The 24465-nt window shown below is 40.1% G+C and carries 24 protein-coding genes and 1 pseudogene; all 25 read left to right on the top strand.

The features are described from left to right. Nucleotides 1–117 precede the first annotated feature (117 nt). Nucleotides 118–897 carry an alpha/beta hydrolase gene (locus STRCR_RS10305; protein WP_004227971.1) on the top strand — a complete coding sequence of 260 codons (780 nt, stop codon included), beginning with the start codon at nucleotides 118–120 and terminating at the stop codon, nucleotides 895–897. Continuing rightward, the gene (locus STRCR_RS10300) at nucleotides 894–1832 is read left to right on the top strand and encodes an AEC family transporter (protein WP_004227149.1); all 939 of its coding nucleotides are present in this window, start codon (nucleotides 894–896) and stop codon (nucleotides 1830–1832) included. Before STRCR_RS10305 ends, STRCR_RS10300 begins: the two co-directional genes overlap by 4 nt. 50 nt (nucleotides 1833–1882) lie before the next feature. Beyond that, entirely contained in the window at nucleotides 1883–2137 is a 255-nt protein-coding gene (locus STRCR_RS10295) for a DUF1912 family protein (RefSeq protein ID WP_004225777.1), read from the top strand. An 814-nt stretch (nucleotides 2138–2951) separates the two neighbouring features. Further along, nucleotides 2952–3290, top strand: coding sequence for a helix-hairpin-helix domain-containing protein (locus tag STRCR_RS10290; protein WP_004228946.1), 339 nt, complete (start codon nucleotides 2952–2954; stop codon nucleotides 3288–3290). Nucleotides 3291–3534: 244 nt separating this feature from the next. Further along, nucleotides 3535–4137 (top strand): DUF1349 domain-containing protein, encoded by a 603-nt coding sequence (locus STRCR_RS10285; RefSeq protein WP_004225379.1) that lies wholly within the window; start codon nucleotides 3535–3537, stop codon nucleotides 4135–4137. 11 nt (nucleotides 4138–4148) lie between these two features. Continuing rightward, the gene (locus STRCR_RS10280; RefSeq protein ID WP_004226350.1) at nucleotides 4149–4733 is read left to right on the top strand and encodes a GNAT family N-acetyltransferase; all 585 of its coding nucleotides are present in this window, start codon (nucleotides 4149–4151) and stop codon (nucleotides 4731–4733) included. Then, the gene (locus STRCR_RS10275; protein WP_004228476.1) at nucleotides 4726–5370 is read left to right on the top strand and encodes an HD domain-containing protein; all 645 of its coding nucleotides are present in this window, start codon (nucleotides 4726–4728) and stop codon (nucleotides 5368–5370) included. Before STRCR_RS10280 ends, STRCR_RS10275 begins: the two co-directional genes overlap by 8 nt. 66 nt (nucleotides 5371–5436) lie before the next feature. Then, nucleotides 5437–6387: a hypothetical protein gene (locus STRCR_RS10270; protein ID WP_004229541.1), complete on the top strand. Its 951-nt coding sequence runs from the start codon at nucleotides 5437–5439 to the stop codon at nucleotides 6385–6387. A gap of 25 nt (nucleotides 6388–6412) precedes the next feature. Next, nucleotides 6413–9061 carry a valine--tRNA ligase gene (locus STRCR_RS10265; RefSeq protein WP_004225152.1) on the top strand — a complete coding sequence of 883 codons (2649 nt, stop codon included), beginning with the start codon at nucleotides 6413–6415 and terminating at the stop codon, nucleotides 9059–9061. A gap of 241 nt (nucleotides 9062–9302) precedes the next feature. Then, nucleotides 9303–12080 carry a hypothetical protein gene (locus tag STRCR_RS12385; RefSeq protein WP_004229105.1) on the top strand — a complete coding sequence of 926 codons (2778 nt, stop codon included), beginning with the start codon at nucleotides 9303–9305 and terminating at the stop codon, nucleotides 12078–12080. 92 nt (nucleotides 12081–12172) lie between these two features. Then, a complete protein-coding gene (gene relB, locus STRCR_RS10255; protein WP_004229898.1) occupies nucleotides 12173–12397 on the top strand; it encodes a type II toxin-antitoxin system RelB family antitoxin in 225 nt (74 codons plus the stop codon). Then, nucleotides 12390–12674 carry a type II toxin-antitoxin system RelE family toxin gene (locus tag STRCR_RS10250; RefSeq protein WP_004226252.1) on the top strand — a complete coding sequence of 95 codons (285 nt, stop codon included), beginning with the start codon at nucleotides 12390–12392 and terminating at the stop codon, nucleotides 12672–12674. The genes relB and STRCR_RS10250 overlap by 8 nt, the downstream gene beginning before the upstream one ends. A gap of 326 nt (nucleotides 12675–13000) precedes the next feature. Next, entirely contained in the window at nucleotides 13001–14674 is a 1674-nt protein-coding gene (locus tag STRCR_RS10240) for an SWIM zinc finger family protein (RefSeq protein WP_004227030.1), read from the top strand. 236 nt (nucleotides 14675–14910) lie between these two features. Further along, nucleotides 14911–15336 carry a UPF0158 family protein gene (locus STRCR_RS10235; protein ID WP_004227190.1) on the top strand — a complete coding sequence of 142 codons (426 nt, stop codon included), beginning with the start codon at nucleotides 14911–14913 and terminating at the stop codon, nucleotides 15334–15336. Nucleotides 15337–15352: 16 nt separating this feature from the next. Then, nucleotides 15353–15697 (top strand): hypothetical protein, encoded by a 345-nt coding sequence (locus STRCR_RS12595; protein WP_234944264.1) that lies wholly within the window; start codon nucleotides 15353–15355, stop codon nucleotides 15695–15697. Continuing rightward, on the top strand, nucleotides 15625–17394 hold the full coding sequence (locus STRCR_RS12580; protein ID WP_447450078.1) for a TOTE conflict system archaeo-eukaryotic primase domain-containing protein: 1770 nt from the start codon (nucleotides 15625–15627) through the stop codon (nucleotides 17392–17394). Before STRCR_RS12595 ends, STRCR_RS12580 begins: the two co-directional genes overlap by 73 nt. A gap of 59 nt (nucleotides 17395–17453) precedes the next feature. Beyond that, a complete protein-coding gene (locus STRCR_RS12590; protein ID WP_004229267.1) occupies nucleotides 17454–18062 on the top strand; it encodes a hypothetical protein in 609 nt (202 codons plus the stop codon). A gap of 710 nt (nucleotides 18063–18772) precedes the next feature. Next, the gene (locus tag STRCR_RS10220; protein WP_004227131.1) at nucleotides 18773–20119 is read left to right on the top strand and encodes an MFS transporter; all 1347 of its coding nucleotides are present in this window, start codon (nucleotides 18773–18775) and stop codon (nucleotides 20117–20119) included. Nucleotides 20120–20383: 264 nt separating this feature from the next. Then, a complete protein-coding gene (gene mnmL / locus STRCR_RS10215; RefSeq protein ID WP_004225826.1) occupies nucleotides 20384–21304 on the top strand; it encodes a tRNA modification radical SAM protein MnmL/YtqA in 921 nt (306 codons plus the stop codon). After that, nucleotides 21298–21753: a hypothetical protein gene (locus STRCR_RS10210; protein WP_004230075.1), complete on the top strand. Its 456-nt coding sequence runs from the start codon at nucleotides 21298–21300 to the stop codon at nucleotides 21751–21753. Before mnmL ends, STRCR_RS10210 begins: the two co-directional genes overlap by 7 nt. A 44-nt stretch (nucleotides 21754–21797) precedes the next feature. Next, nucleotides 21798–22244 carry a hypothetical protein gene (locus STRCR_RS10205; protein ID WP_004230058.1) on the top strand — a complete coding sequence of 149 codons (447 nt, stop codon included), beginning with the start codon at nucleotides 21798–21800 and terminating at the stop codon, nucleotides 22242–22244. A 124-nt stretch (nucleotides 22245–22368) separates the two neighbouring features. Then, a complete protein-coding gene (gene gloB, locus STRCR_RS10200) occupies nucleotides 22369–23070 on the top strand; it encodes a hydroxyacylglutathione hydrolase (RefSeq protein ID WP_004228786.1) in 702 nt (233 codons plus the stop codon). A 37-nt stretch (nucleotides 23071–23107) separates the two neighbouring features. Beyond that, entirely contained in the window at nucleotides 23108–23656 is a 549-nt protein-coding gene (mnmM, locus tag STRCR_RS10195; RefSeq protein WP_004226639.1) for a tRNA 5-(aminomethyl)-2-thiouridylate-methyltransferase MnmM, read from the top strand. Nucleotides 23657–23668: 12 nt separating this feature from the next. Further along, nucleotides 23669–23920 (top strand): annotated as a pseudogene (locus STRCR_RS12070) (type II toxin-antitoxin system RelE family toxin). A 160-nt stretch (nucleotides 23921–24080) separates the two neighbouring features. Then, entirely contained in the window at nucleotides 24081–24269 is a 189-nt protein-coding gene (locus tag STRCR_RS10190; RefSeq protein ID WP_004225888.1) for a DivIVA domain-containing protein, read from the top strand. Nucleotides 24270–24465: the final 196 nt, after the last annotated feature.

Raw genomic sequence — 24465 nt, 5'->3', positions numbered from 1 at the left:
CACGCTTATGACTCTGTGGAAACAGATAGTCATTCCTAGATGCTAGTACATCTTCGTCAGGGTTCCTATTTTTCTTTGAGTTGCTTAACGGCTTAATATCTTACGAGGAGGTGCAAGATGACTGTTCAGGATTTATGGCTCAAACGAGACCAGTTCAATCTCTATGGTAAATTTTATCTACCCGATCAAAGAAAAGGAAAACTTCCTTTGGTTATCATGTCCCATGGCTTTAGGGGAAATCATTTAGGAACACAAGTTTATGCTCAGCAGGCTTATGAAGCTGGCTATGCCGTTTATTCCTATGATTTTGCTGGCTCTGGGGATGGCTCAGAGAAGCAAAGTGATGGTAATTTCCTTGATATGTCAGTACTGACTCAGGCTGATGACTTACAGGCTGTTTTTGAGCAACTGCAGGAACGGCCTGAAATTAATCCCAATCGAATTTACCTTATGGGTGAGAGCCAAGGCGGATTTGTATCAGCCTATGTGGCTGGTCAACTTTCTGAGCAGCTTGCAGGTTTGATTCTCTTTTATCCTGCCTTTGTACTTCAAGATGATGCCAAGGAACGTCTCGCGAAATACGGTCTCGGACCTGAATCTCGTGTTGTCATGGGAACTCAAATTGGAGCCATCTACAATCAGGATGCGACTTCTTTTGACATCTATCAAGAGATGGTGGCCTATCAAAAGCCTGTGCTTATCGTCCACGGAGACAGCGACAAAATTGTCCCCCTCAGTTATTCTGAGCGGGCAGAAGAAACCTACGCTCAGGCTGAACTGCTGGTCTTGCCCAATGCTGGTCATGGCTTTCATGGCGATGACGTTCGTAAGGCTGGTCAAGCTATGTTGGCCTACCTGAACCAAAGACAAGCGGACTTGCGAGGTGAGGAAATTTGAGCGTCTTTCTGCAGAGTATTTCAGGTATTGTTACTATCCTGATTATGGTGTTGGTCGGTTATGTTTTAGCTGAGCGGGGATGGTTTGATGATAAATCTTCCAGTATACTGGCTCGCTTGGTCACTCAAATTGGTCTGCCCTGCTACATGATTGAAACCATCTTTGGACGATTTTCGGCCCATGATCTTAGAGTTATGCTGCCTCAACTGCGTTATCCAGCCCTGTCCATGGTTATCCTCCTAGGGATTGCTATGGCTGTCGCCCAGATCTTTCAGGTCAAGAAGTCTCACCGAGGCCTTTTTACCTCTATGTTTTTCAACTCCAACACGGTCTTTGTTGGTCTGCCGATCAATCAGGCTCTCTTTGGCGACAAGAGTATTCCCTATGTTTTGGTTTATTATATGTGCAATACGACCTTCTTTTGGACGATTGGTCTCTACCTGATTCAGCGAGATGGTGAAACAGAATCAGGGCTTAACTGGCAAAATAGCTTGAAGAAGATCTTCTCCGCTCCCCTGCTTGGCTTTATGGCCGGTGTAGCCTTGGTACTCTTAAAAGTCCAGCTGCCAGATTTTCTCTTGTCAGACCTGACCTATTTGGGCAATATCACTATCCCTCTGTCTATGATTTTTATCGGCCTATCCATTTCCAAGGCGGGCCTCAGCCACCTGCGCCTAGGAAAGGACCATCTTCTGATTCTTCTGGGACGCTTTGTGGTGGCTCCTCTGCTCATGACCCTCATGGTCCTGCCAGCCAAGATGCCTCATCTGATGAAGGAAGTCTTTATCATCCAGTCGGCCATGCCCGTTATGACGAATGCCCCCGTTGTTTCCAAACTTTACGGTGCTGATGCAGACTATGCAGCTATTATGGTAACAGAGACAACGCTCATGACCTTAATTGTCATTCCAATCTTAATGGTCTTGCTGGGGTAGGGATATGATATAATGGTGATTAGCCAAGGCAAAAGAAAAGGAGTCGTCAGATGACCTACGAACAAGAATTTTTAAAAGACTTTGAAGACTGGCTCAATAGCCAAATTCTAGTGAATCAGACAGCTGTTAAAACCAGTCAGGACGTTTGGAAAGAAGATGGGGATGAGCGGGCTAAAGAAGCTGCCATCCGCTATGAGAGCCGTCTAGATGCCTACCGATATTTGCAGGGAAAATTTGCCAATTACCACCAAGGTAAATCCTTCCATGACCTGCCAGATAATCTGATGGGAAAACGGACCTATTAAGCCCCAGTGCGTATCAGCAAAATGAACAGGCCTAAGCAGAAATATTTCTGTCTAGGTCTTTGATTTATTTCAAAAATAATTAGCGATGATTGCTGTTAAAAAAGTTGCTCACTGATACTCAAAGAAAGTCAAAACCAGACTGGGAGACGAGCCAGAGCCCGCCAGATAGCTTAAAGTTGGGAATAAAACAGGTCTAGCTTGCGTCACTGAAGTATAGCAAGGCAAAGTCAACAAAATATTATTTTGAGTTTCAAATAGTCTAATAACTGCCAGCTGAAACAAGGGTTCAACGCTCAATGGCTAAAGGATTTAAGCCCAAGTCTCATGGGGATGACGTAGAAGCATTGACTATTCTTGAGAAGGTGAACCTGATCGGTTCTTGAGCTCAGAACGTTTTCCCCTTCGCATTTGAATCTGTGATGAGGAAGATTGCGGCTTCAAAAGCTCAGACAATCAGAAGGAAAACGAAAGTTTCCAGAAGCGGAGAAGATACTAAAATCTATTGGTCTCCATCCTATAAGCAAGAATTCCAACTATTATAACTACTCAGAAGTATTTTGACCCTATCAAATAACCATAACCTTTCTCCTTATCCCCTAGCTACGATGAGTCATTCTTTACACAGTATATTCTTGCCAAAATTTGATTGGAATGTTATTTTGGCAGATTATTTAAGGAAAATAGAAGTGTTTGTCTGGAATTTAGATTACAATTTTGTAAAGAATGGCCTGAAATTGCTATTTCTAGGCCTTTTGGTGTTTATTTTCTGAAAAGAACCTGCTATAATAATAAAAAAAGTTTTTTGGAGTATAAGATGTCTCAAAAGAAAAATCGCAAAAAAGCATTGAAATTGAAAATGAAACGTCAAGGCCTGCTCAAAGGCCAACCAGTTCAAGAGGCTGCACCTGCTAAACCAGCGGCTCCTAAGAAACCAGCTCAAACGGCAGCGGAAGTCAAGCCAGCCCCTAAAGCAGACCAAGTTGATGTCTTTGCCGGTCTTGGTGCCACTAAACAAGCTAGCCTTGAAGAAGCAGGATTTAAAACTTTGGCTGATTTTGAAAAGGCTTCTGAAAAAGAAGTGTTGGCTGTTAAGGGTATTGGCCCAGCAGCAATCACTAGCTTGAAAGAAAACGGGGTCAGCTTCAAAGCCTAAGGTTTGAGGCCATCATCTATATCAGAGGAGTAAAAGCCCAAAATCTGTCACAGAGAGCGGTGAGGTTGAGAAATCCGCACAGGTAGCTTTTACGGGTTGCTGATATGTCATAACAGCATAGCAAAGTTGCAGATAGAGCTCAGCTCCATTTCTGAATATGGGTGGTACCGCGGATTATACATTCGTCCCTGTCTGGCATGATGCCAGATAGGGACTTTTTTGTTGTGAAAGGAGACAATAGAATATGCCTTTAGATTTAAACCAGTTCAAATGGACACGCCAGCCAAAATCTTATCAGATATCTGATAAGGAAATTACCATTGAAACCCTGCCGCATACCGATTTGTGGCAGCGGACCTATTATCATTTTCGTAATGATAATGCGCCTGTCTTGCAGATGACAACAGAGGAACAGTATTTCTCTCTTGTGGTCAAGACGACTTTTGATAGTCATCATCGCTTTGATCAATGTGGTGTGGTGGTTTATCTGGATAGCGAAAATTGGATTAAGGGGTCAATTGAGTATGAAAATGAAACCTTTCAACATCTAGGTAGTGTTGTCACTAACCAAGGGTATTCAGACTGGGCGACAGTGGAAATTCCTGCTGAAACCAACAGCATGTGGTACCGTCTCAGCCGCCGCGGTCAGGATTTTCGGATTGAAAATTCGCTGGACGGTGTGACCTTTAAGCAGATGCGAATTGCCCATTTAGCTAAAGCAACAGATGAGATTGCTTTTGGCATCTATGCCTGCAGTCCAGAGGATTCCTCTTTTAAAGCCACATTCACCGATTTTGCTTTGATGGATTGTCAATGGCAGGCTCATGATGGGCAGCAGCCGGATTAGAGAAAATTGCCATGCTAAAGATTTTAGAAGAATTTGATGGAAAGATTCTGCCCAACGTGGAAACGGAACGTCTGAATTTGCGTCAGCGAACGATGGCGGATGCAGCGGATGTGTTTGAATATGCCAAGTTGGCTGAGGTTTCTTATCCTGCTGGCTTTTCGCCCGTCGCAACCTTGGAAGATGAGATTTATTATATTGAGAATGTCCTCCCAAAACGCTGTGAGGAGCAAAATATCCCTTCAGGCTATGGCATAAAGCTAAAAGGAGAGGATAAAGTGATTGGCTCTGTGGACTTTAACCATCGTCATGCAGATGATGTGTTGGAAATCGGCTATACCCTGCACCCAGATTATTGGGGACAAGGTATTGTACCGGAGGCAGCAGCTGCCCTGATTGAGCTTGGTTTTACCCTCCTCAACCTTCATAAGCTTGAATTGAACTGCTATAACACCAATCAGCAAAGTCAGCGTGTGGCAGAGAAATTGGGCTTTACCTTAGAAGCACGGATTCGAGACCGCAAGGATGCCTTGGGCAATCGCTGTGATGACCTGAGATACGGCCTGCTCAAAAGTGAGTGGGAGGCAGCCCATGGATAAGGAAAACATTCTTGCCAGCACGCGCCGATTTGTGAAAGCTACTTTAGCTGGCGAGACCAGCGGTCATGACTGGTGGCATATTGCGCGTGTCACGAAGACTGCTCTGGCCATTGCAAAAGCCGAAGGAGCAGATCTCTTTATCTGTGAAATGGCTGCGCTCCTGCATGATATGGCCGACAGCAAGCTTTTCGATGAAGACAAGGCTCTGGCTGAAGTGGAGCATTTCCTAACTGAGCAAGGTTTGCCACAAGATCAAATTACTGAAATCACCAGCATCATGACAGGTATTTCCTATAAGGGGGGCCACAACACCGCCCAGCTCAGCTTAGAAGGCCAGATCGTCCAAGATGCTGACCGGCTGGATGCAATCGGCGCTATCGGCATTGCGAGGACTTTTGCCTATTCAGGCAACAAAGGACGCCTAATCCATGATCCTAACATGAAGCCAAGAGAAACTCTTAGCCTAGAGGACTACCGCAAGGGTGAGGACACCGCCATCATGCACTTCTACGAAAAACTCCTCAAACTCAAAGATCTCATGAACACAGCAGAAGGCAAACGCCTAGCCCAAGGCCGTCATGAGTTTATGGAGACCTACCTCCAGCAGTTTTATGCTGAGTGGGAAGGGGAGAGGTAGACAGAGAGATTTATATAAATTGATCAAGTTAGTTTAGAGTATCAAACTAGTAAAAGGAGATATAAATTGAGCGTAGAAGAGGTGATTAAACTACTTTCTGCATTTGGTATTGGAACGATAGTTAGTGCTATTTTTGTTTTTATTCAGTCTAGCAAGAGAAACCAGCTAGATTATATTACAAAAGAACGATCAGAGTGGCGTAAAGATATAAAATCAATAATTGTTGATTTACTAAATGGGAGAAATAGAAAATCTGCAATAAGTAGGCTGAAAACACAAATAAATCCTTACGGATATGATAGAAATTTTAAATACAGTAAGGACTATTATATGAATGATGGGCATATTTGGGATTTGTTAAACAATTTTACTTATAAGAATAAAGAATGTGAGAAACTAAGTAGATATCTAGAATTACTTTTGAAATATGATTGGGAGCGCTCAAAAAATGAAGTCAGAATCAATAATATTTATTTATGGAATATTTTAAGATGGGGCTTGATAATCCTAAATACAGTAATGCTTCTTTGGGCTGGTCAAGTAGATAATAGAGTAAACCTATACTTTGCACTTGCATCGGTCATCTGTTTACTTTTACAGAAGGTTGTTATAAGTTGGCTATCGAAATTAAATTTTGATTTATGGAAATCAAAAGCTGTCTTTTTTATAAGTTTCATATCCATGTTTTTATTTCCGTATGTTTATTCTCTGTTTTTAATAGTAATTCTATTAAATTTTTACAAGTTGCTTAAACTTACTACTTTTATAGATGTCCTGCCAATAATCTTTATTGCTATCACAATTTCTTCAGAAATATTTTTACTATATCAAATTTTTAATTTGGATCAAAAATATATATCGCAAATAAAAGCAATTAACAAAAGCAAAACATATTTGGATATGGAATATTATAAGCTTTATAATCAAAATTATAGATTAAAAGAAGAAATTGCGAGCAATAAAATAGCATTAAACAAAAAGATATTGATGACCTTAGGAAGAAACAAAAAAGATTAAATGAATCGCTAAAGGAGAAACTAAAATGAAAGAACTTTCACCAAAATACAATCCAGCTGAGGTTGAGGCTGGCCGCTATCAGAAATGGCTTGATGAGGATGTTTTCAAGCCATCAGGCGATAAGAAAGCACACCCTTACTCAATCGTGATTCCGCCGCCAAATGTGACGGGTAAACTGCACCTGGGTCATGCTTGGGATATCACGCTTCAAGATATCATCATCCGTCAGAAGCGCATGCAGGGCTTTGATACCCTTTGGCTGCCTGGCATGGATCATGCGGGTATTGCCACTCAGGCCAAGGTCGAAGTTTGTTTGGCTGACGAAGGCGTGTCTCGCTACGACCTCGGTCGTGAGAAATTCTTGGACAAGGTCTGGGAATGGAAGGACGAATATGCCGCAACCATCAAGGAGCAGTGGGGGAAGATGGGGATTTCTGTCGATTACTCACGTGAGCGCTTCACCCTTGATGAAGGCCTGTCAAAGGCTGTTCGTAAGGTCTTCGTTGAGCTTTATAAAAAAGGCTGGATCTACCGTGGTGAGTTCATCATCAACTGGGATCCCAAAGCTCGTACGGCTCTGTCTGACATCGAGGTTATCCACAAGGATGTCGAAGGCGCCTTCTACCACATGAACTACATGTTGGAAGATGGTTCACGCGCCCTTGAGGTCGCAACCACCCGTCCGGAAACCATGTTTGGTGACGTTGCGGTAGCGGTTAATCCAAATGATGATCGTTACAAGGACCTGATCGGCAAAAATGTTATCCTGCCAATCGTTAACAAACCAATTCCAATCGTAGCGGATGAACACGCTGATCCTGAATTTGGAACTGGTGTCGTGAAAATCACGCCTGCCCATGACCCTAACGACTTTGCGGTCGGTCAGCGTCACAATCTGCCGCAAGTCAATGTCATGAATGACGATGGTACTATGAATGAACTGGCTGGCGAATTTGCAGGCATGGATCGCTTCCAAGCTCGCAAGGCTACGGTTGCCAAATTAGAAGAAATCGGCGCCCTTGTCAAAGTCGAAAAAATGACCCACTCGGTCGGTCATTCAGAGCGTACCGGTGTCATGGTGGAACCTCGTCTGTCAACGCAATGGTTCGTTAAGATGGATGAGTTGGCTAAAAATGCTATTGCCAACCAAGATACAGACGATCGTGTGGACTTCTATCCGCCACGTTTTAATGACACCTTCCTCCAATGGATGGAGAACGTCCACGACTGGGTTATCTCTCGTCAACTCTGGTGGGGTCACCAAATCCCAGCCTGGTACAATGAGAATGGTGAAATGTATGTCGGGGAAGAAGCACCAGAAGGAGACGGCTGGACACAAGACGAAGATGTCCTTGATACGTGGTTCAGCTCTGCCCTCTGGCCATTTTCAACCATGGGCTGGCCTGACACGGAAGCAGAAGACTTTAAGCGTTACTTCCCAACCTCAACCCTCGTCACAGGTTATGACATCATCTTCTTCTGGGTGTCTCGCATGATTTTCCAATCCTTGGAATTCACTGGTCGCCAGCCTTTCAAGAATGTCCTGATTCACGGTCTTATTCGTGACGAGCAGGGTCGCAAGATGTCTAAGTCGCTTGGTAACGGAATTGACCCCATGGATGTTGTCGATAAGTACGGTGCCGATGCCCTGCGCTGGTTCCTCTCAAACGGCTCTGCGCCGGGGCAAGACGTCCGCTTCTCTTACGAAAAGATGGATGCTGCTTGGAACTTCATTAACAAAATCTGGAACATTTCCCGCTATATTCTCATGAACAATGAAGGCTTGACACTTGATCAAGCGACAGCCAATGTCGATAAGGTCGCTGCGGGAACGGCAGGCAACGTGACAGATCGCTGGATTCTCCACAACCTCAATGAGACCATTGGCAAGGTTACGGAAAACTTTGACAAGTTTGAGTTTGGAGTGGCTGGTCACATCCTCTACAATTTCATCTGGGATGAATTCGCCGACTGGTATGTGGAATTGACCAAGGAAGTCCTCTACAGTGACGATGAAGACGAGAAGGTGATTACCCGCTCCGTTCTCCTCTACACACTGGACAAGATTCTGCGTCTGCTGCATCCAATCATGCCATTTGTGACGGAAGAAATCTTTGGACAATATGCAGCTGACTCTATCGTGACAGCAGCCTATCCGACGGTTAATCCTGCTTTTGAAAATGAGGCTGCGCATAAAGGCGTGGAAAGTTTGAAAGACTTGATTCGTAGTGTTCGAAATGCACGTGCTGAAGTCAACGTAGCACCAAGCAAGCCAATCACTATCCTTGTCAAAACCAGCGACAGCGACTTGGACAGCTTCTTTAATAGCAATGTCAACTACATCAAGCGCTTCACCAATCCTGAAAAACTTGAAATCTCAAGTGACATTGACACGCCAGACCTTGCCATGTCAGCCGTTATCACAGGCGCCGAAATCTTCCTGCCGCTGGCAGACCTGCTCAATATCCAAGAGGAGTTAGATCGCCTCAACAAAGAATTGGCCAAATGGCAAAAAGAACTGGACATGGTTGCTAAAAAACTCAGCAACGAACGCTTCGTTCAAAACGCCAAACCAGAAATCGTCCAAAAAGAGCGCGACAAACAAACCGACTACCAAGCCAAATACGATGCAACAGTCGAGCGGATTAAAGAGATGGAGAAGCTGATGGAATAAAATGGGATTATTAAAGAAAATTTTAAATAAAAAAATTGTTAATACAAACGGTTACACAAGATCTGATACAGGAACATCTGTGCATGCCTATCTTAGGACTCACCCTAAGAATCAAGGTGTAGGAAAGAAAATAACCAAAAGTGTTATCAATGCGCTTAAAAAGTAGGCGAGATCAAAAAGCACAGTCAAAAGGCTGTGTTTTTTGGGTATAATCATACAAAATAGAAAGGATTCCCTATACATGATATTTGGATTAATATTCATTTGCTTAGTTCTCTATATAGTTAGCCGCTTAGTTAATGGTTTTCGACTAATTGATATTTTTGTAATTTTAGGTTTTATATATTTCTTATGGAGGGAATGGACGCAGTATGAATGGAATTTTAAAAATCTGACCGACTTGATTCCAATAGTGTTTCTCATAATTTATGCTATGCGCGATACTTTATGGGGGATTAGAGTAATTGGATTATCTATACCTATTATTCAACAAGTAGTGCTAAAATATATCGAAACAAAAAATAAATTACAGAATCGATACCAAGATTATTTATATGAAATAAGTGAAATAGTGCTCGTGTTAACGATATTCATAGGCTTTGGAATTCAAAATTTTTTGAAACTCCCTTATGTCGAATTATCAAATCAGAGTTTAATAGAGATATTTGGATTTGAATTTGCTATTTTTAGTCTATATGGTATCTATGCAGCTTTTTTACAATTTCTAACAGAAAATGATAAGTCATACTATTTAGGGATAAGTAAAGCTCGATTCATGCTAGATAAGTCAATCTGGCCCCGATTCACTAGAACTACCTCATTTCATATCCTTTTAGCACTGATAGTATTTATTCCCATTATTGATAAGATAGAATATTTTGATAGTATTCAAGAATTGCCATACCTTTGGCAAACTTGCTATATAGTTATAACAATGATTTATTTAAATTTATTGAAGTTGAATCTAAATATTGCTTACCGTATATTTAGATTGAATGCTGAAAAAATAAAGAGAGAGAATAATAAAGAGGAAAATAAGCGAAGAATTACAGAGATATATGGTCTTGAAAAGCAAATCAGTATAGATGTACAGCGATTTTTTACAGATGAGTTTTGGAAAGTATATGAGCATCAAGGAGATTATGTGAGAGATTATATTTCTATCAGATTGTCAGAAAGGTTGAGGTTAATTAATGATTCGGAAATAGATGAACTGGTTTTTACAATATTTGCAAGAGAGCCTTTTGAAAATTATAATCTGGCAAATAGAATTTTTGAATATATAGAAAAAAATAAGAAAAAAGATTTTGTAAAATTCTTTCAATTTTATAAAGAGTTCTGTAAAAACAAGTGGAATACTTTAAAGAATTATCAAGAATCGATATCTCCAAGTACATGGAGGTTTTTGATTGAACAAGATATCCGAATTTTTGAAAAGTTAATTGAAACCGATAAAACTCTAGATACTTTAAAAATCGAATATCCAGAAGAAATAAAACAAATGCCGTTTCTTAGAGATGAGAAAATCAGAGAATTTTTATTTAACTTATTAATTAATAAAGAAGGTATAGACTTAGATAAAGTTTTAAAAAGTGTAAGCGAAGAAATTCGAGAATTCCATGGAAAGACTACTAATCAGTTTTTTGAATATACGTATGACTTTTTAAAATTTAGATTGGTAACAATTCTAGACAAGTATGAAAATGGGAATGTTGATCTAAGTTTACCTAAATTTCAAAGACTATCTGATTACAATGTGTTTCAAAATAGTGAACGAAATGATTATGAAAACAGTATGCTTTATTCTAAAATTTGTTTCAATTATTTAGATAGAGGAAGAATTGAGGATTTTAGTCAAAGTAAAATTAAAAAATTTGATAATGATGAACAAAGAAAACACAAAATTAAAGCCCAAAAGATTAAAGATTTGATTTCAAGTTTGAATGAAGAATACCGATTAGCTTTTATGCTATATCAACTATTCTATACAGACCGAATTCAGTGGGATGATAATCTTGAGTTTTATGATACGGAAATAAAAAAAATAATGAATTATGATGAGCAGTATCATGATTATTTATTTGATCAAGCTAAAAAGATTATAGTTTCCGAGACAGATATTGATCATCGTATTACTGAAATGTTCTTAGATAAGCTATGGAAAACACGTAATGAGACAATTAAAGATTTTTCTTGGTTTGACCAATTTGGTGAACAACACCTAATGTCAGATTTTAAAATTATGTATATCCAATGGTTATTATCGAGGAAAGAAGATTCTTATCCGAAGAGTAGATTTAATATCGAAAGAGACTTTCCCATTAAAGTATGCAAATCACTTGTTGGAAAAATAAAAGGAAATGGGGAGATGTCAGTTAAAGATTTGAATTTGAAATGGAGGATTAGATGTAAAGAAGAAAGGCTTGGTTATTTTTGTCGAGAGTATTTAATTCTTACTGATAAATTAGATTCAATTTTTGAAAAATACCGTTCCTATGGTAAAAAAAATAACATACAAGTTTCAGTTGAATATCTTTTGCATAGTGGTAAAGTAAATTTATCAGATGTCATAGATAGTATATCGGTATCAAGTTTACTTCACTTGGAATGGATTTTAAAATGGAACTATAATCATTATACCAGAGAGTCTAATTACACTAGTAGAACATTTTTTGATACGATGACTTCTAATAGTTGCTATTATTGGTCTGGTGGAGAAGGGATATTAGAATTTTATATTGTTAAAATTATTGATAATTTTTATTATAATTTGTACCAAGATAGAGAATTTATGGATGGTTTTAAACGTCATTTAGAATCACAACTAAATTCATTGAATAAAACTATTGAAGAATATGTAGAGTCAATTGGTGAGAAGGTGACTGGAATAGATAATATTTCAATTTTACAGAAAGAACAAATTATTTCTAAATTGAATGATATTTTATTCTATCAAGATAAACAACTTGAATCAAAAGTAAGAAAAAATATTGGTATAAATGGTGGATTCATATCTTAAATTATAAATTAAACATCCTCATCCAACTTGTCTTTTATATCAAAATGTAGTAAAATATAACTACAAACAAAAATTTTAAAAGGAGTAATACCATGGCTGTACCAACTTCAGTTCGTTTGTCGGATGAGTTAAATGAAAAACTGACTTTATGGACGAGTTCCCACAATATCAGCAAGTCCGAATTTATTGCGCAGGTTTTGGCAGAAAAATTGGAAGATCTCTATGATATCCAGGAAGCTGATTTGGCTATGCAGGAGTGGTTTGATAATGGACAAGTGACCTACTCTCATGATGACATGATGAAGCGTTATGGCTAAATATCAGGTTCGCTATGCCTCGACCTTTTTTAAGGCTATGGATAAACTGGATAGGGGAACACAGAAGGTGATTGCCAAATGGATTGATAAACATTTGGTAAACGTTGACTTTCCCAAGGCGCCAGGGAAATACCTAACAGGAAATCTTTCAGGTTATGTTCGTTTTCGTGTAGGTTCCTATCGAATCATTGCTCAGGTTGATGATGAAAAGTTTATTATTATGAATGTCCATGTAGCCAAACGATCAGAGGTTTATAGATTTAAGGGAAAAAATTAAGATTTTCTTCGGCTTATTTCAAGGTTAAAATAATCTGTTCTCCTTATACCGTAAAGCTCCTATCCAAGTCCATCCGAGAGGTTGGGTTTGGTTTTTTGGTATGATTGTCTGCGTAAGCAGGAACACGATCAGAAATTGTTTATACTTCTAGTCACCCCCTACCTCAAAAACCAGTTTATAATCCACCAGATCCTTAACAGAAAAATACGGTGTTTAGCCGTATTTTTTGCTATAATGATGGCAAAAAATGGAAGGAAAACACGGATGATGCAGGGTAAGCAAGCTTGAATAATACCCTGAATACGATAAAGATGAGTAGGAGTTTTATGACGAATGACACAATGTGGTTTGACCAATTTTCAAATAAGATATTGGATAAGGGATTTGATTATTATCAAGCTGGCTGTGTTTGTGGTTTGATCAAAACTTCAAGGGGGTATCGCGCCTCTGTGTCTGGGAATGAAGATTACGAAGTTATTCTAGAAATTGATAATGACACCCTGGGGCAAATGTGGTGCGACTGTCCTTATGCCTTAGAAGGGCATAATTGTAAACACATGGCTGCGGTTTTATACGCTATCGGCGATGATACTGAAATCAAGAGTTCAGACGTAGAAGAGACTAATGCTGTATCTGAACTAATTGCGCAGCTGACGGAAGAAGAGTTACGAGATGCTCTGTCTTATTTGTGTCAAACAGATCAATCACTTGAGATGCTACTTGTGACGCGCTACAGTAACAAGATTGGTCAAAAGCAGATTGCCCATTTAAAGGCCGAATTTACGTTCTTGGCTAATAAATACAGCGACCGGTATGGTTATATTGATTGGCCTAAAGGAAAAAGCTATAAACGTGATGTCGTTAACTTTCTCAACCAGAAGATTTTAAATTTGATTCAAAAACAGTTTAATAGAGAAGCATTTGAATTGCTTGGCTTTATATTTGCAGAAATTGACGAGCAACAAATTGAAAATGGTGAGATTATCGGAGCGCTTTTCAGCCATTGTTCCCAGCTTTGGGAGCAGATCTATCATCAGGCTGACAGCGATTTCAGACAGGAGATGTTCATCTGGTTTAATCAGTATCAGCTTAGCCATTTGAACGATAGTTTTGCACAAGAATGTGTTCAAGATTTTTTGGAAGAACACTTTCAGACACCAGAATATCTGGAAGAAAAACTATGGGCTCTGGATCAAGTTATTGCGCATCTGGAAGAGCGGCAGGCTGATAATGACTCACGGTATCCTTCTTATCAATTTGAGGATTTCGTGGTAAAACGCTTGACACTGATGGAGGATCTTGGTTATAGTCAAGAAGCCATTGAATCTTACCAAAAAGACTATTGGTTTATCCCACAGGTTCGTATGACAGCGGCTCATAAAGCCTTGTCTGAACAGCGATTAGATCGTGCTGTTGCCATCCTTAAAGAGAGTAAAATCTTGGACAGTAATTATAAAGGACTGGTGCTTCGTCACAGTGAGCTTCTAATGGCTATTTATCAGAAGCAAGGAGCTGATAAAGATTATAAGAATGAGCTGATAAAATATGTTTTTGAATATGGTGAGGATAACTTAGATAAGATTGAAAAATTAAAAGAGCTCTCTAGTCATGAAGAATGGCTGGATTATCGTTCACGTTTACTGTCTCAGATGAGCACAAAGGGACGTTTAGCGCTGTTAGATAAAGAAGGCTTATATCGTCAGCTGCTGGATGCCATTCTATCTATACCTTTTCAGCGACACTATTACCTTGATCAGTATGAACAAACGTTAAAAAATTTATTTCCAATCCCAGTCAGGGATGCTTACATTAAAGAGGTGTCGAAAATGATAATGTCAGCCTCTGATCGGAAGACCTATAGACTTTTGGCTGACTACTTAAAAAAGATAGCCACCTACCCTGATGGTCAAGTGATCGGCAGTAAAATAGTCCATAATTGGAAGGAGACTTATCCTCGTAAGCGTGCCCTGTTAGAAGAACTACGTCAGGCTGGGTTTTAATGGAGGTACTCTATGCTCCTATGGAGTCTAGCAGCTTGGAGATAGGCTAGTGCAGCTTGTTGCCTAAAAATAAGAAAGCAGCAAGGGCTAAAAGAGAAAATTGACTGTTTATGAAGTTCCATTGAGCAACTTCCCTTAGGCCTTTCAATGATCATTGTCCGCAAACCTTATTGACTACCTTGAATAGTTCATTGGCCTCTTTGAGTAGTTTCGGATCTTGATGAAGCCTAGTGGTAATGCCTCTTAAGTTATCAGATGTTAAAGAGTGTCTTTATATGAGTGATTGGGAATTTCAACACTATTATGATAGGCAGTCTGATAGTCTTTTATTGATTCATGATCATATGGTTAATGGTGAAGCAGATTCTGATTTAGTTGAAACGGTTAAAGAAGGAACAACTGACGAGTATATTCCTTTGCCAAGCCAATTTGATATTGACGACTATAAAATGATGGCGGATTTTATTGAACAGTTGCCATCAGGGAAAGCTCAAGAATCCTTAACAAAAGCAGTACAAGGGCGTGGTGCTTTCAGGCGTTTCAAAGATACGGTATGTTTATTGGAGATTGAAGAAGAGTGGTACAACTTTCAAGAAGAATGCTATAGCAAGATTGCACGAGATTGGTATCACAGGTATGGTATTAGAGTGATTGAAGAGTGATGAGGAGGAGATGTTAATGACGGCTGTATATTACGAAAAATCCACGGGCAGGCAGGTTAAACAGCTTGCCCGTTTTCCATATTATAAGAGCGATGAGCAGCTGAATTTATTGGAATATCAAGATAACAAGGAAAGATTTCTTATTAACGATAACCAGCTACAAGCCGACTTTGCACTCCAGTATTCACAGTTTACGACTCGCCAAAAGCTGCAACTATATTTCTCTCTTTTCAAGGGGCGCAGAGATGTCTATGCTAAATCCTATATTAACCAAGAGAAGAGGGGAATATTCAGTATTATCCTTCTTATCACTACGGTTGGCGCAATCTTCCTCCTGAAAAAAGGACCTATGCTCCTTTAACAGATGAGGTACTGAAAAATCATTTGCGCGGCAATAACAGAATCGGCCTCTTCCCTATCAGCCAATCGGACACCTGCTCTTTTTTAGCTATTGATTTTGATAAGAAAGATTGGCGTGATGCAGTAACGGCTGTAAGACAAGCGGCTGATCAGCAAGGCGTAGAAGCTTATGTAGAAATTTCTCGTTCAGGAAATGGTGCCCATGTCTGGTTTTTCTTTGACAATGACATTCCTTGTAAACAAGCTCGAGATTTTGGAAAGACCATAATAAAACTAGCCATGCAGGAGTCTAAATCTATTTCATTTTCTTCTTTTGATCGTATGTTTCCTAATCAGGATCTTCTTCCTAAAGGTGGTTTTGGAAACTTGATTGCTTTACCTTTGCAAGGAGACAGTTATAAGGAAGGGCGGACTGTATTCGTTGATCGTGATTTTAAACCTTATAAAAATCAGTGGAAGTACTTACAAGATGTTAATAGGATAAGTTCAAAACAGTTGAAAAACGTGCTAACTATAGAAAATGAATCAAAAAAGGATAGCAAAGAACTGTCTCTTAGCTTATCAAATGTTTTGAAAATTGATAAATCAACATTGTCAACTAAAACTGCTTACTTTCTTAAAAACTTAGCATCGTTTCCTAATCCAGAGTTTTATCTAAAGCAAGCAACTAGGCAACCAACCTACCAAACACCAGAACGCATTTATCTTTTTGAGGAAAACGATAAGGAGCTGAGGCTTCCGAGAGGATTACTGACACGGATAAAACAAGAATTTGAACAAGTCAATGTATCTGATGAGCGCCCTCGTCAGGAGACCATACAGGTATCTTTTACAGGTCAATTACGACTTGAGCAGGAGGTAGCTTTATCCGACATGACGAATAAGGAGAATGGTCTTCTATGCGCAGAAACGGGATTTGGAAAAACCGTTTTAGGAGCAGCTTTGATTGCCCGCCTCCAAAAGAGAACGATTGTTTTGGTTCATAATCGTCAACTACTAGAACAGTGGTTAGATAGACTTTCCGATTTCCTCTACTTTGAAGAAGATGAAGCTGTGCGCTATACACCATCTGGACGGGAAAAACGGATTGGTCATATCGGACAATACCAAGCTGCTAAAAAATGGACAAGCGGACTTGTTGATGTTGTTATGATTCAATCGCTTTTTAAGCATGATAATATTGATAAATTTCTTAGCTCCTATGGGATGATGATTGTAGATGAATGTCATCACGTAACTGCTCGCCAGTTTGAGAAAGTTGTTGCTCAGTTTTCAGGCCAGTACCTTTACGGCTTAACGGCAACACCGGAACGCAAGAATGGGCATGAACCTATTGTTTTTCAGAGAATCGGTGAAATCTTACATATTGCAGATAAAGAAGACACTAATTTTGAGAAGTACCTTACGCTTCATTTAACGTCTTTTGGGAAACTAGATATTGAAAAATCTAAGAGTACGAATTTTTCAGAGCTCAACCAATGGCTTGCTGAAGATGTCACCCGGAATAAAATGATTGGTCAAGACATCTATCGGTCCTATCAAGAGGGAAGAAAAATTCTGGTACTTGTCAATCGTGTCGAACATATCGAACATTTAGGAGAATTACTTCAGCAAAAACAGTTGATGCATGTTTTTTATTTGAGTGGTAGAACAAAGAGAAAAGATGTGCAAAAAAATTTGGAAAAATTAACGGTTTAGACGACAATCAAGCATTTGTCCTTTTATCAACTGGCAAATTTATTGGTGAAGGATTTGATTTGCCAAAATTGGATACTCTTATTTTAGGGGCTCCTTTATCTTGGAAAAATAATCTTATCCAATATGCTGGAAGATTGCATCGTCCATATAAAGGGAAAGATAAAGTAAAGATTTTTGATTATCTTGATATTTACATCCCTTACCTTGAAAAAATGTATCAAAAGCGGCAAGTTGCTTATAAAAAGATGGCTTATCAACTAGAAGGAGATAAGAGGGAACAAAGTCTATTCGATGCATCTTCCTATGAAAAAGTATTTAAAGAAGACTTACAAGAGTTGCAGTCAAGTATTTTACTAAGAATAAACTCTTTTACCTCTCGTAAGGTATATGACTTACTGCGACTTTTATCGGGGAAAAAGCTAGAATTCCAAATTCCTAAGGAACACCGCCTAGCTTTATGGTTAAAAGGCTTCGAACAAAAAATGGTAAGAGTAAGTCTAATAGACGAAAAATTTTCAACGAATTTGTTAGTCATTGATGAAAATATCGTATGGTATGGCAGTCTTTCGCCATTAGCTGACAATTTTAAAAACGATATGAATTTATTGAGACTGGAAAGCCAAACAATTGCTAGAGAATTTTTAACTGAAATAGATAAGAAAAGGTGAGAAGAGACTAGGATGAATGTTCTGTTTCATGTTAACTATTTTAGATAGAACAGTTTAACGCAGAACAGGTGATGGTTAAACAATATCTCGAGGAACAGAACACCCTGTAACATTGGCTTATCTTGTGAGGCTGGGCAAGAACTCGTTCAGGCCTGCTGTTTTGTCATAAACTTTTGACGCAGTGGTTGGCTGATTTCCCCTTTGCCACAAGGCCAAAGCGGAAAAACTAGCTAACTGTGCGGGGGTGGGTTAAAAGGTCTGGGAGACCTTTTTAATCGGGAAATGAAGTTTGCAGAGCAAGTGTCAAAAACGGTCTGGGGATCGTTTTAGATCATTTCAGGTCGCCACCTTAAAATCAGGAGGTGGTGAGGACCGAAATTTTCAATTTTTAGGTTGATCCCACTCCCTTTTTAGAAAAAATAGAATGTTTTCGTTTGTGTAATTTTTGCTCATGCTTTGTTGAAAAACGAATTGGCAAGCACTATAATGAATGCGCATACATCCTAGAGGGTGGAATCCTAAAACTCTGATTATCCCTGATTAGGGGATAAGGACTGACACTTTCGCGTGATGAAACGGACACGGGCCTAATTTCCTCGAGGAATAGAGAACACTCCTTGTGTGCCAGCACATGGCGCCGTTCCCCATTTTCCTGTCGAACATTTTCGCTAAAGCGAATCGGCCCCTAGTTATCTTATAGGAGGCAGCTTATGTTTTCATTTTTGCAACCGTCACCTGATGCTACAGAAAAAGTTCCTGCTGAAAAAATAGCCCGCAGCTATCGCTGGCACCAGATTGGCGTTTTAGCCGCACTGTGCTTAGGCTATATTGGCTATTATATTATTCGTTTGATCTTCACCACCGAGCAAAATGATATTATGAAGGTCTACGGTTATACAACTGCTCAGATTGGCCTTGTTTTGTCTTGTTTTGGCGTAGGCTATGGCATTTCAAAGCTTTTTATGGGAGCCCTCAGTGATAAAAGTAATACCATCCGCTATTTAGCAACTGGATTGATCATTTCGGCTCTTCTTAATCTAGGTTTGGGGTCAACGCGCAATTTTTATGTCATGATGGCGCTCATGCTGGTGATGTCAATCGCTCAGGGCATGGGAGCAGCGGCCTGTCAGCGAACCATCCAACTTTGGTGGGGCAGGCGCTGGCGTGGAACCATTTTTTCCATCTGGTCCTCGGCTCATAACGCAGGTGCTTTTTGCTGTGTTGCAGTCGTCCAGATCGCCAGTTTCCTTTTTTCAGGCTCTATCACAGCCGTCTTTTACACAGCCTCAGTTGTTTCTTTCTTAATAGCAGCTTTTGTGCTTTGGGCTGGTTCGGAAAGACCTGCTGCGGTGGGACTTCCTTCTATTGCTGAATATACAGGTGATGCGGTTGTTTTAGAGAGCGGAGAAGCAGCTGCGGATGACTTAACAGACCTTCAGCTTTGGAAAATTTTTGTCCAATATATTTTAAAAAATCCTATGGTCTGGGCTGTAACATTAACCTCAATGTCCCTCTATATTGTTCGCTACGGCGTCATGTCTTGGATTCCTAGTTATTTGGTTCAGTCAAAGGGCTTTGAGCCTAGCTTTTCCAAATGGTTGGTTGGTATTTTTGAGTTAGCCTCTGTACCTGGTGTGATTCTCCTAGGAGCAATTTCTGATTCTCTAAAAAATCGCCGTGCCTTGGTCTGTTTAGCGAGTGTTATAGGATTACTGATTTGTTTAACGACTTATTTCTATAGTAAAAATGCTACCTTGATTGTTGTTGTTCTCTTTATTATGGGGACTCTAATTTATGCTCCCCTAACATTGGTAGGGCTGATGGTCAATGAAGTTGTGCCTAAATTTGCCGTCGGTTCCTCGACAGGCTTCATGGGCTTTTTCCAATATATATTTGGTGAAACCTTAGCAACCGCCCTGATTGGTATTTTAGTTGCGAGATTTGGCTGGGTAGCCAGTGATACTGTCCTTTACGGTGCCTGCATCTTAGCGGTATTTTTACTGATCTACATCATGATCCATGAAGCTCGAATGAGGAAAGCTTTGGCCAATCATTAGTTGGGTTAATACTGAAAAATGGAGCAGGTTTAATTGGGTACATGATTGCCTGCTGGCATGTGAGAAGCTGGATATTTAGCGTTTAGACTTTCACCTATGCTATCAAACTTTAAAAACAGAGGAGGCGGGGAATTTTTCTGTCCTGCCTCTCTTTTTAGCCCTTTGCAGCAACGAACTGAATTCAAGTTGCGCAATTCTCTTGAAAGGGAATGAGGCTTGTGAAGAGATTTTTGTCTCAAAAATGAAAGTGTTATAATAAGAGGTATGAAAAAACGTTACAATACTGTCAATGACTATTACCGTCAGTTGTTTGGCGAAAAGATTTTTAAGTTGCCGATTGACGCAGGATTTGACTGTCCCAATCGAGATGGTACGGTCGCTCATGGCGGCTGTACTTTTTGCACCGTATCGGGTTCAGGGGATGCCATTGTGGCACCAGAAGCACCCATTCGCGAGCAGTTTTATAAGGAAATCGACTTCATGCACCGCAAGTGGCCAGATGTTAATAAATACCTCGTTTATTTTCAAAATTATACCAACACGCATGACAAGGTCGAAGTCATTCGTGAGCGTTATGAGCAGGCTATCAATGAGCCGGGTGTCGTTGGTGTCAATATTGGGACGCGCCCTGACTGTCTGCCAGATGAAACCATTCTCTACCTAGCTGAGCTCTCAGAGCGTATGCACGTCACGCTTGAGCTAGGACTGCAAACGACTTACGAGAAAACTTCCGAGCTGATCAACCGTGCTCACAGCTACCAGCTCTATATCGATATTGTCAAGCGCGTGCGGGAGCTAGCTCCCAAGGTAGAAATCGTCTCCCACCTCATCAATGGTCTGCCCGGGGAAACGCATGAGATGATGGTGGAGAATGTCCGCCGTCTGGTGCGGGATAATGATATCAATGGAGTCAAGCTCCATCTCCTCCACCTCATGACCAATACCCGCATGCAGCGCGACTACCATGAAGGACGCCTCAAACTCCTCAGTCAAGAGGAGTATGTCTCTATCATTTGCGACCAGCTGGAGATTATCCCTAAGGATATCATCATTCACCGCATCACAGGCGATGCCCCGCGCGATATGCTCATCGGCCCCATGTGGAGCCTTAATAAGTGGGAAGTCCTCAATGCCATCGACCAAGAAATGGAAAGACGGGGTTCTTGGCAGGGGTGTAAGTGTTAGGTAAAAAGAAAAAATTAAAAATAGAATTTTTCAAAGGACAATTAAATAAAGCTGTTGAAGCTGGAATTTATGGTATGTATCTTTCGAAGCACAATGAAAAACAATTATTGTATATTGGAGAATCCTCCAGTGTTATCGTACATGCCAGCCAACATTTATTAGAATTGCGAAATAATCCAAACTATCGAGGTCTTACGGATAAAACGATTGATGATGTTTCTCTGACCTTATCTTTTGAATTGTTGAAAACTGCAGTGGATGATAAATTATTGATGGGCGAGAAGGAACGTAAGGAACAAGAAAAGAAGCTAATAACTGAAGCTATAACTAGTTCGGATTCAAGGAAAAGGCCATTACTTCAAGATGGAATTAGTGATAGGGCAATTAAGGATAGAGAAGAGAGAGTAAAAAGAGTGGAGGCTTTTATAAAGAAGGTTGAGCTGCAATGATCACCCCCATTCACCTCTCACATAATTTTAGCGAGGAATAAAGTATGTTCTACGATTTAACACTGTTGCTGACGGCTGTGATTGCTGGGTTTATGCTGTCCTATTCGGTCACATTGGGTGCTTATTTTAATTATTTATTGCGCCAAGAGCTAGATCAAGGTTTTTCACATTTTTACAGCCAATTTAGACGGAATACTGCAGTTGCCAGCCTCTATCGTATGTGTGTCAGCTTGCAGTTTTTCTTAGGGTTAATGTCTCTTTTAGTAAGCAGCCCTTTAGTAACCGTTCGTGTATTGGGGATTATTCCTCTAATGGTATTACTGGTTTGCCATCATGTGACAGGCTTTGCAAAAAGTGAAGAGGCCATCAATAGCGGTAAGCCAATTTCAACTGATATGAGACAGAATTATCTCAAATGGAATTTACCCCTTCATTATTTCTACTTTGTTATCTATTTCGTGAGTGCCTTAGTGCAATTGTACTATCGTTAAATCCCAAATAAGGGAAATGGTTTGTCTTATTCACCACAAAAACGTGCTCATGAGGCTAACCGCAGAATGCGATAGGGGCGAACCGTAAACTATGCCAAAAGTAAGAACAAATTAGGAGAAATTTATGAAACTCAATGCAATACCAGCCTTAGCCGATAATTACATTTGGGTATGGTCTCAGGGGGACGAAGCCATTATCGTTGACCCTGGGGAAGCCAAGCCAGTCTTGGATTATTTAGAAGAACACAATCTCAAAGCGGGTGCTATTTTAATCACTCATGTTCATGCTGACCATATCGATGGCATGGGCGAGATTGTAGCCCAATATCCTAACGCCAAAACTTATGGACCCAAAGAAGTCAGTCATTTGGTAGACACTGTCCTCAAAGACGGCGACATCATTGAACTCTATGGGTCTCAAATAGAGGTCTTTTTAACGGGAGGCCATACGGAAGACCACATTTCTTATCTTGTGGATAAGCAGCACCTCCTGTCTGGTGACGCGCTTTTCTCAGCGGGATGCGGCAGAGTCTTTACAGGAGACTATAAGGCTCAGTACAAGTCTATGGTCTTCTTCAGAAGTTTAGCGGATGATGTTAAGGTTTATGCAGGTCATGAATACACACTGACCAATTTACAATTTGCTCTGACACAAACGACAGATGTTTTCGTCAAAGACTATTATGACAAGACGAAAGCCCTTGTCGAGCAAGGCCTTCCAAGCCTGCCATCTACCATAGGAGTAGAAAAACAGATCAATGTTTTTCTCATGGCCAAGGATGTCCAAGAATTTACAAGATTGAGAAACTTGAAGGATAATTTTTAGAAAAACATACCAAGAACGAACAGGTAAGGAAACTTTTATGATCAAACGCCCTATTCAGCTTTCCCATGATTTTTTAGCGGAGGTGTTAGACAAGGACAGTATCGCGGTCGATGCGACCATGGGAAATGGTAATGACACCGCCTTTTTGGCTAATCTGTCTAAAAAGGTTTACGCTTTTGATATTCAGGAACAGGCCCTTGAGAAAACGCGGGAACGCTTGGCGCACCAAAACCTGACCAATGCCCAGCTGATCCTAGATGGCCATGAAAAAGTGGATACTTATGTATCTGAGCCTATCCGCGCAGCTATTTTCAATCTGGGATATCTGCCTAGTGCGGACAAATCAGTTATCACCAAACCTGATACAACCTTGAGTGCTATTGGAAAGATTTTAGAGCGCCTAGAAGTTGGCGGCCGCTTATCCATTATGATCTACTACGGACACAAGGGTGGCAATCAGGAAAAGGATGCTGTCCTAGACTATGTCCGCCAGCTGGATCAGAACCGCTTCACAGCCATGCTCTACCAGCCTCTTAATCAGGTTAATACCCCGCCTTTTTTAGTCATGATGGAGAAGTTGAAATAAAGCAATCCCCCTTTGAAAAGCAATAAGAGAGGTTTTGAAACAGCTAAAAAATTAGATGCTTTTACACGTTCATCTATCCTGCTTTGGATAGATAAAAATCTTCAAGGAACGCATAATCCAAGGCAACATGGGAAGGGACTGACTGCCAATTGATTTGGGGAGTGGCGTTATCGTGTAGGTGATTATCGAATACTAGCCACTATTCTTGAAGATGAAATCATTATAGAAGTGTTTGCGGTTGGGCATCGTAGTGATATTTATTAGCGAGTATATTTACTCTTGCCATTAACGACAGGCCTGCTCAATCAAGTTTTATACGACATCTTTTTAGTAATGGTGAAAATGGTTACTTAGCTAGTGTTAATAGAGTTTTAAAGAATTCCTATCAGAGAATAAACAAAGGCATTATTAAGGAGGCGAACAAATGATCACCAAGCAGGAAATCTTGGATAAAAAGTTCTCGACAGAATTTAGAGGTTACAATAAGGAAGAGGTTGATGAATTTCTCGATGAGATTATAGCAACCTTAGACGCTTTGGAACAGGGAAAGCCATCCTCCAACGGTGGCATCAAGGCATTGAAGTCGGAGATAAATGATTCTCCGTTTTATTAGATTTGATAACCAAAGAAGCTGTCAGAGCAATGACTCTGGCAGCTTTTATGATGTAGCGTTAAGAGGAATTATCTCTCTTCAAATTTCTGAATATCACGAGCTCCGTAGTCAAAGGTGCGAGGTTGCAAAGTCAAATGGTTTTTAGAGGAAGTGTTGAGGGAATGATGGAAATTCTACACTTAAAATTTTGCTTATA

Origin of the sequence: Streptococcus criceti HS-6, assembly GCF_000187975.2 — a bacterium.
In the GTDB taxonomy this organism is placed as follows: Bacteria; Bacillota; Bacilli; order Lactobacillales; family Streptococcaceae; genus Streptococcus; species Streptococcus criceti.
Note: the sequence above shows the minus strand (reverse complement) of the source record. Positions and strands in the feature narration are given on the sequence as shown.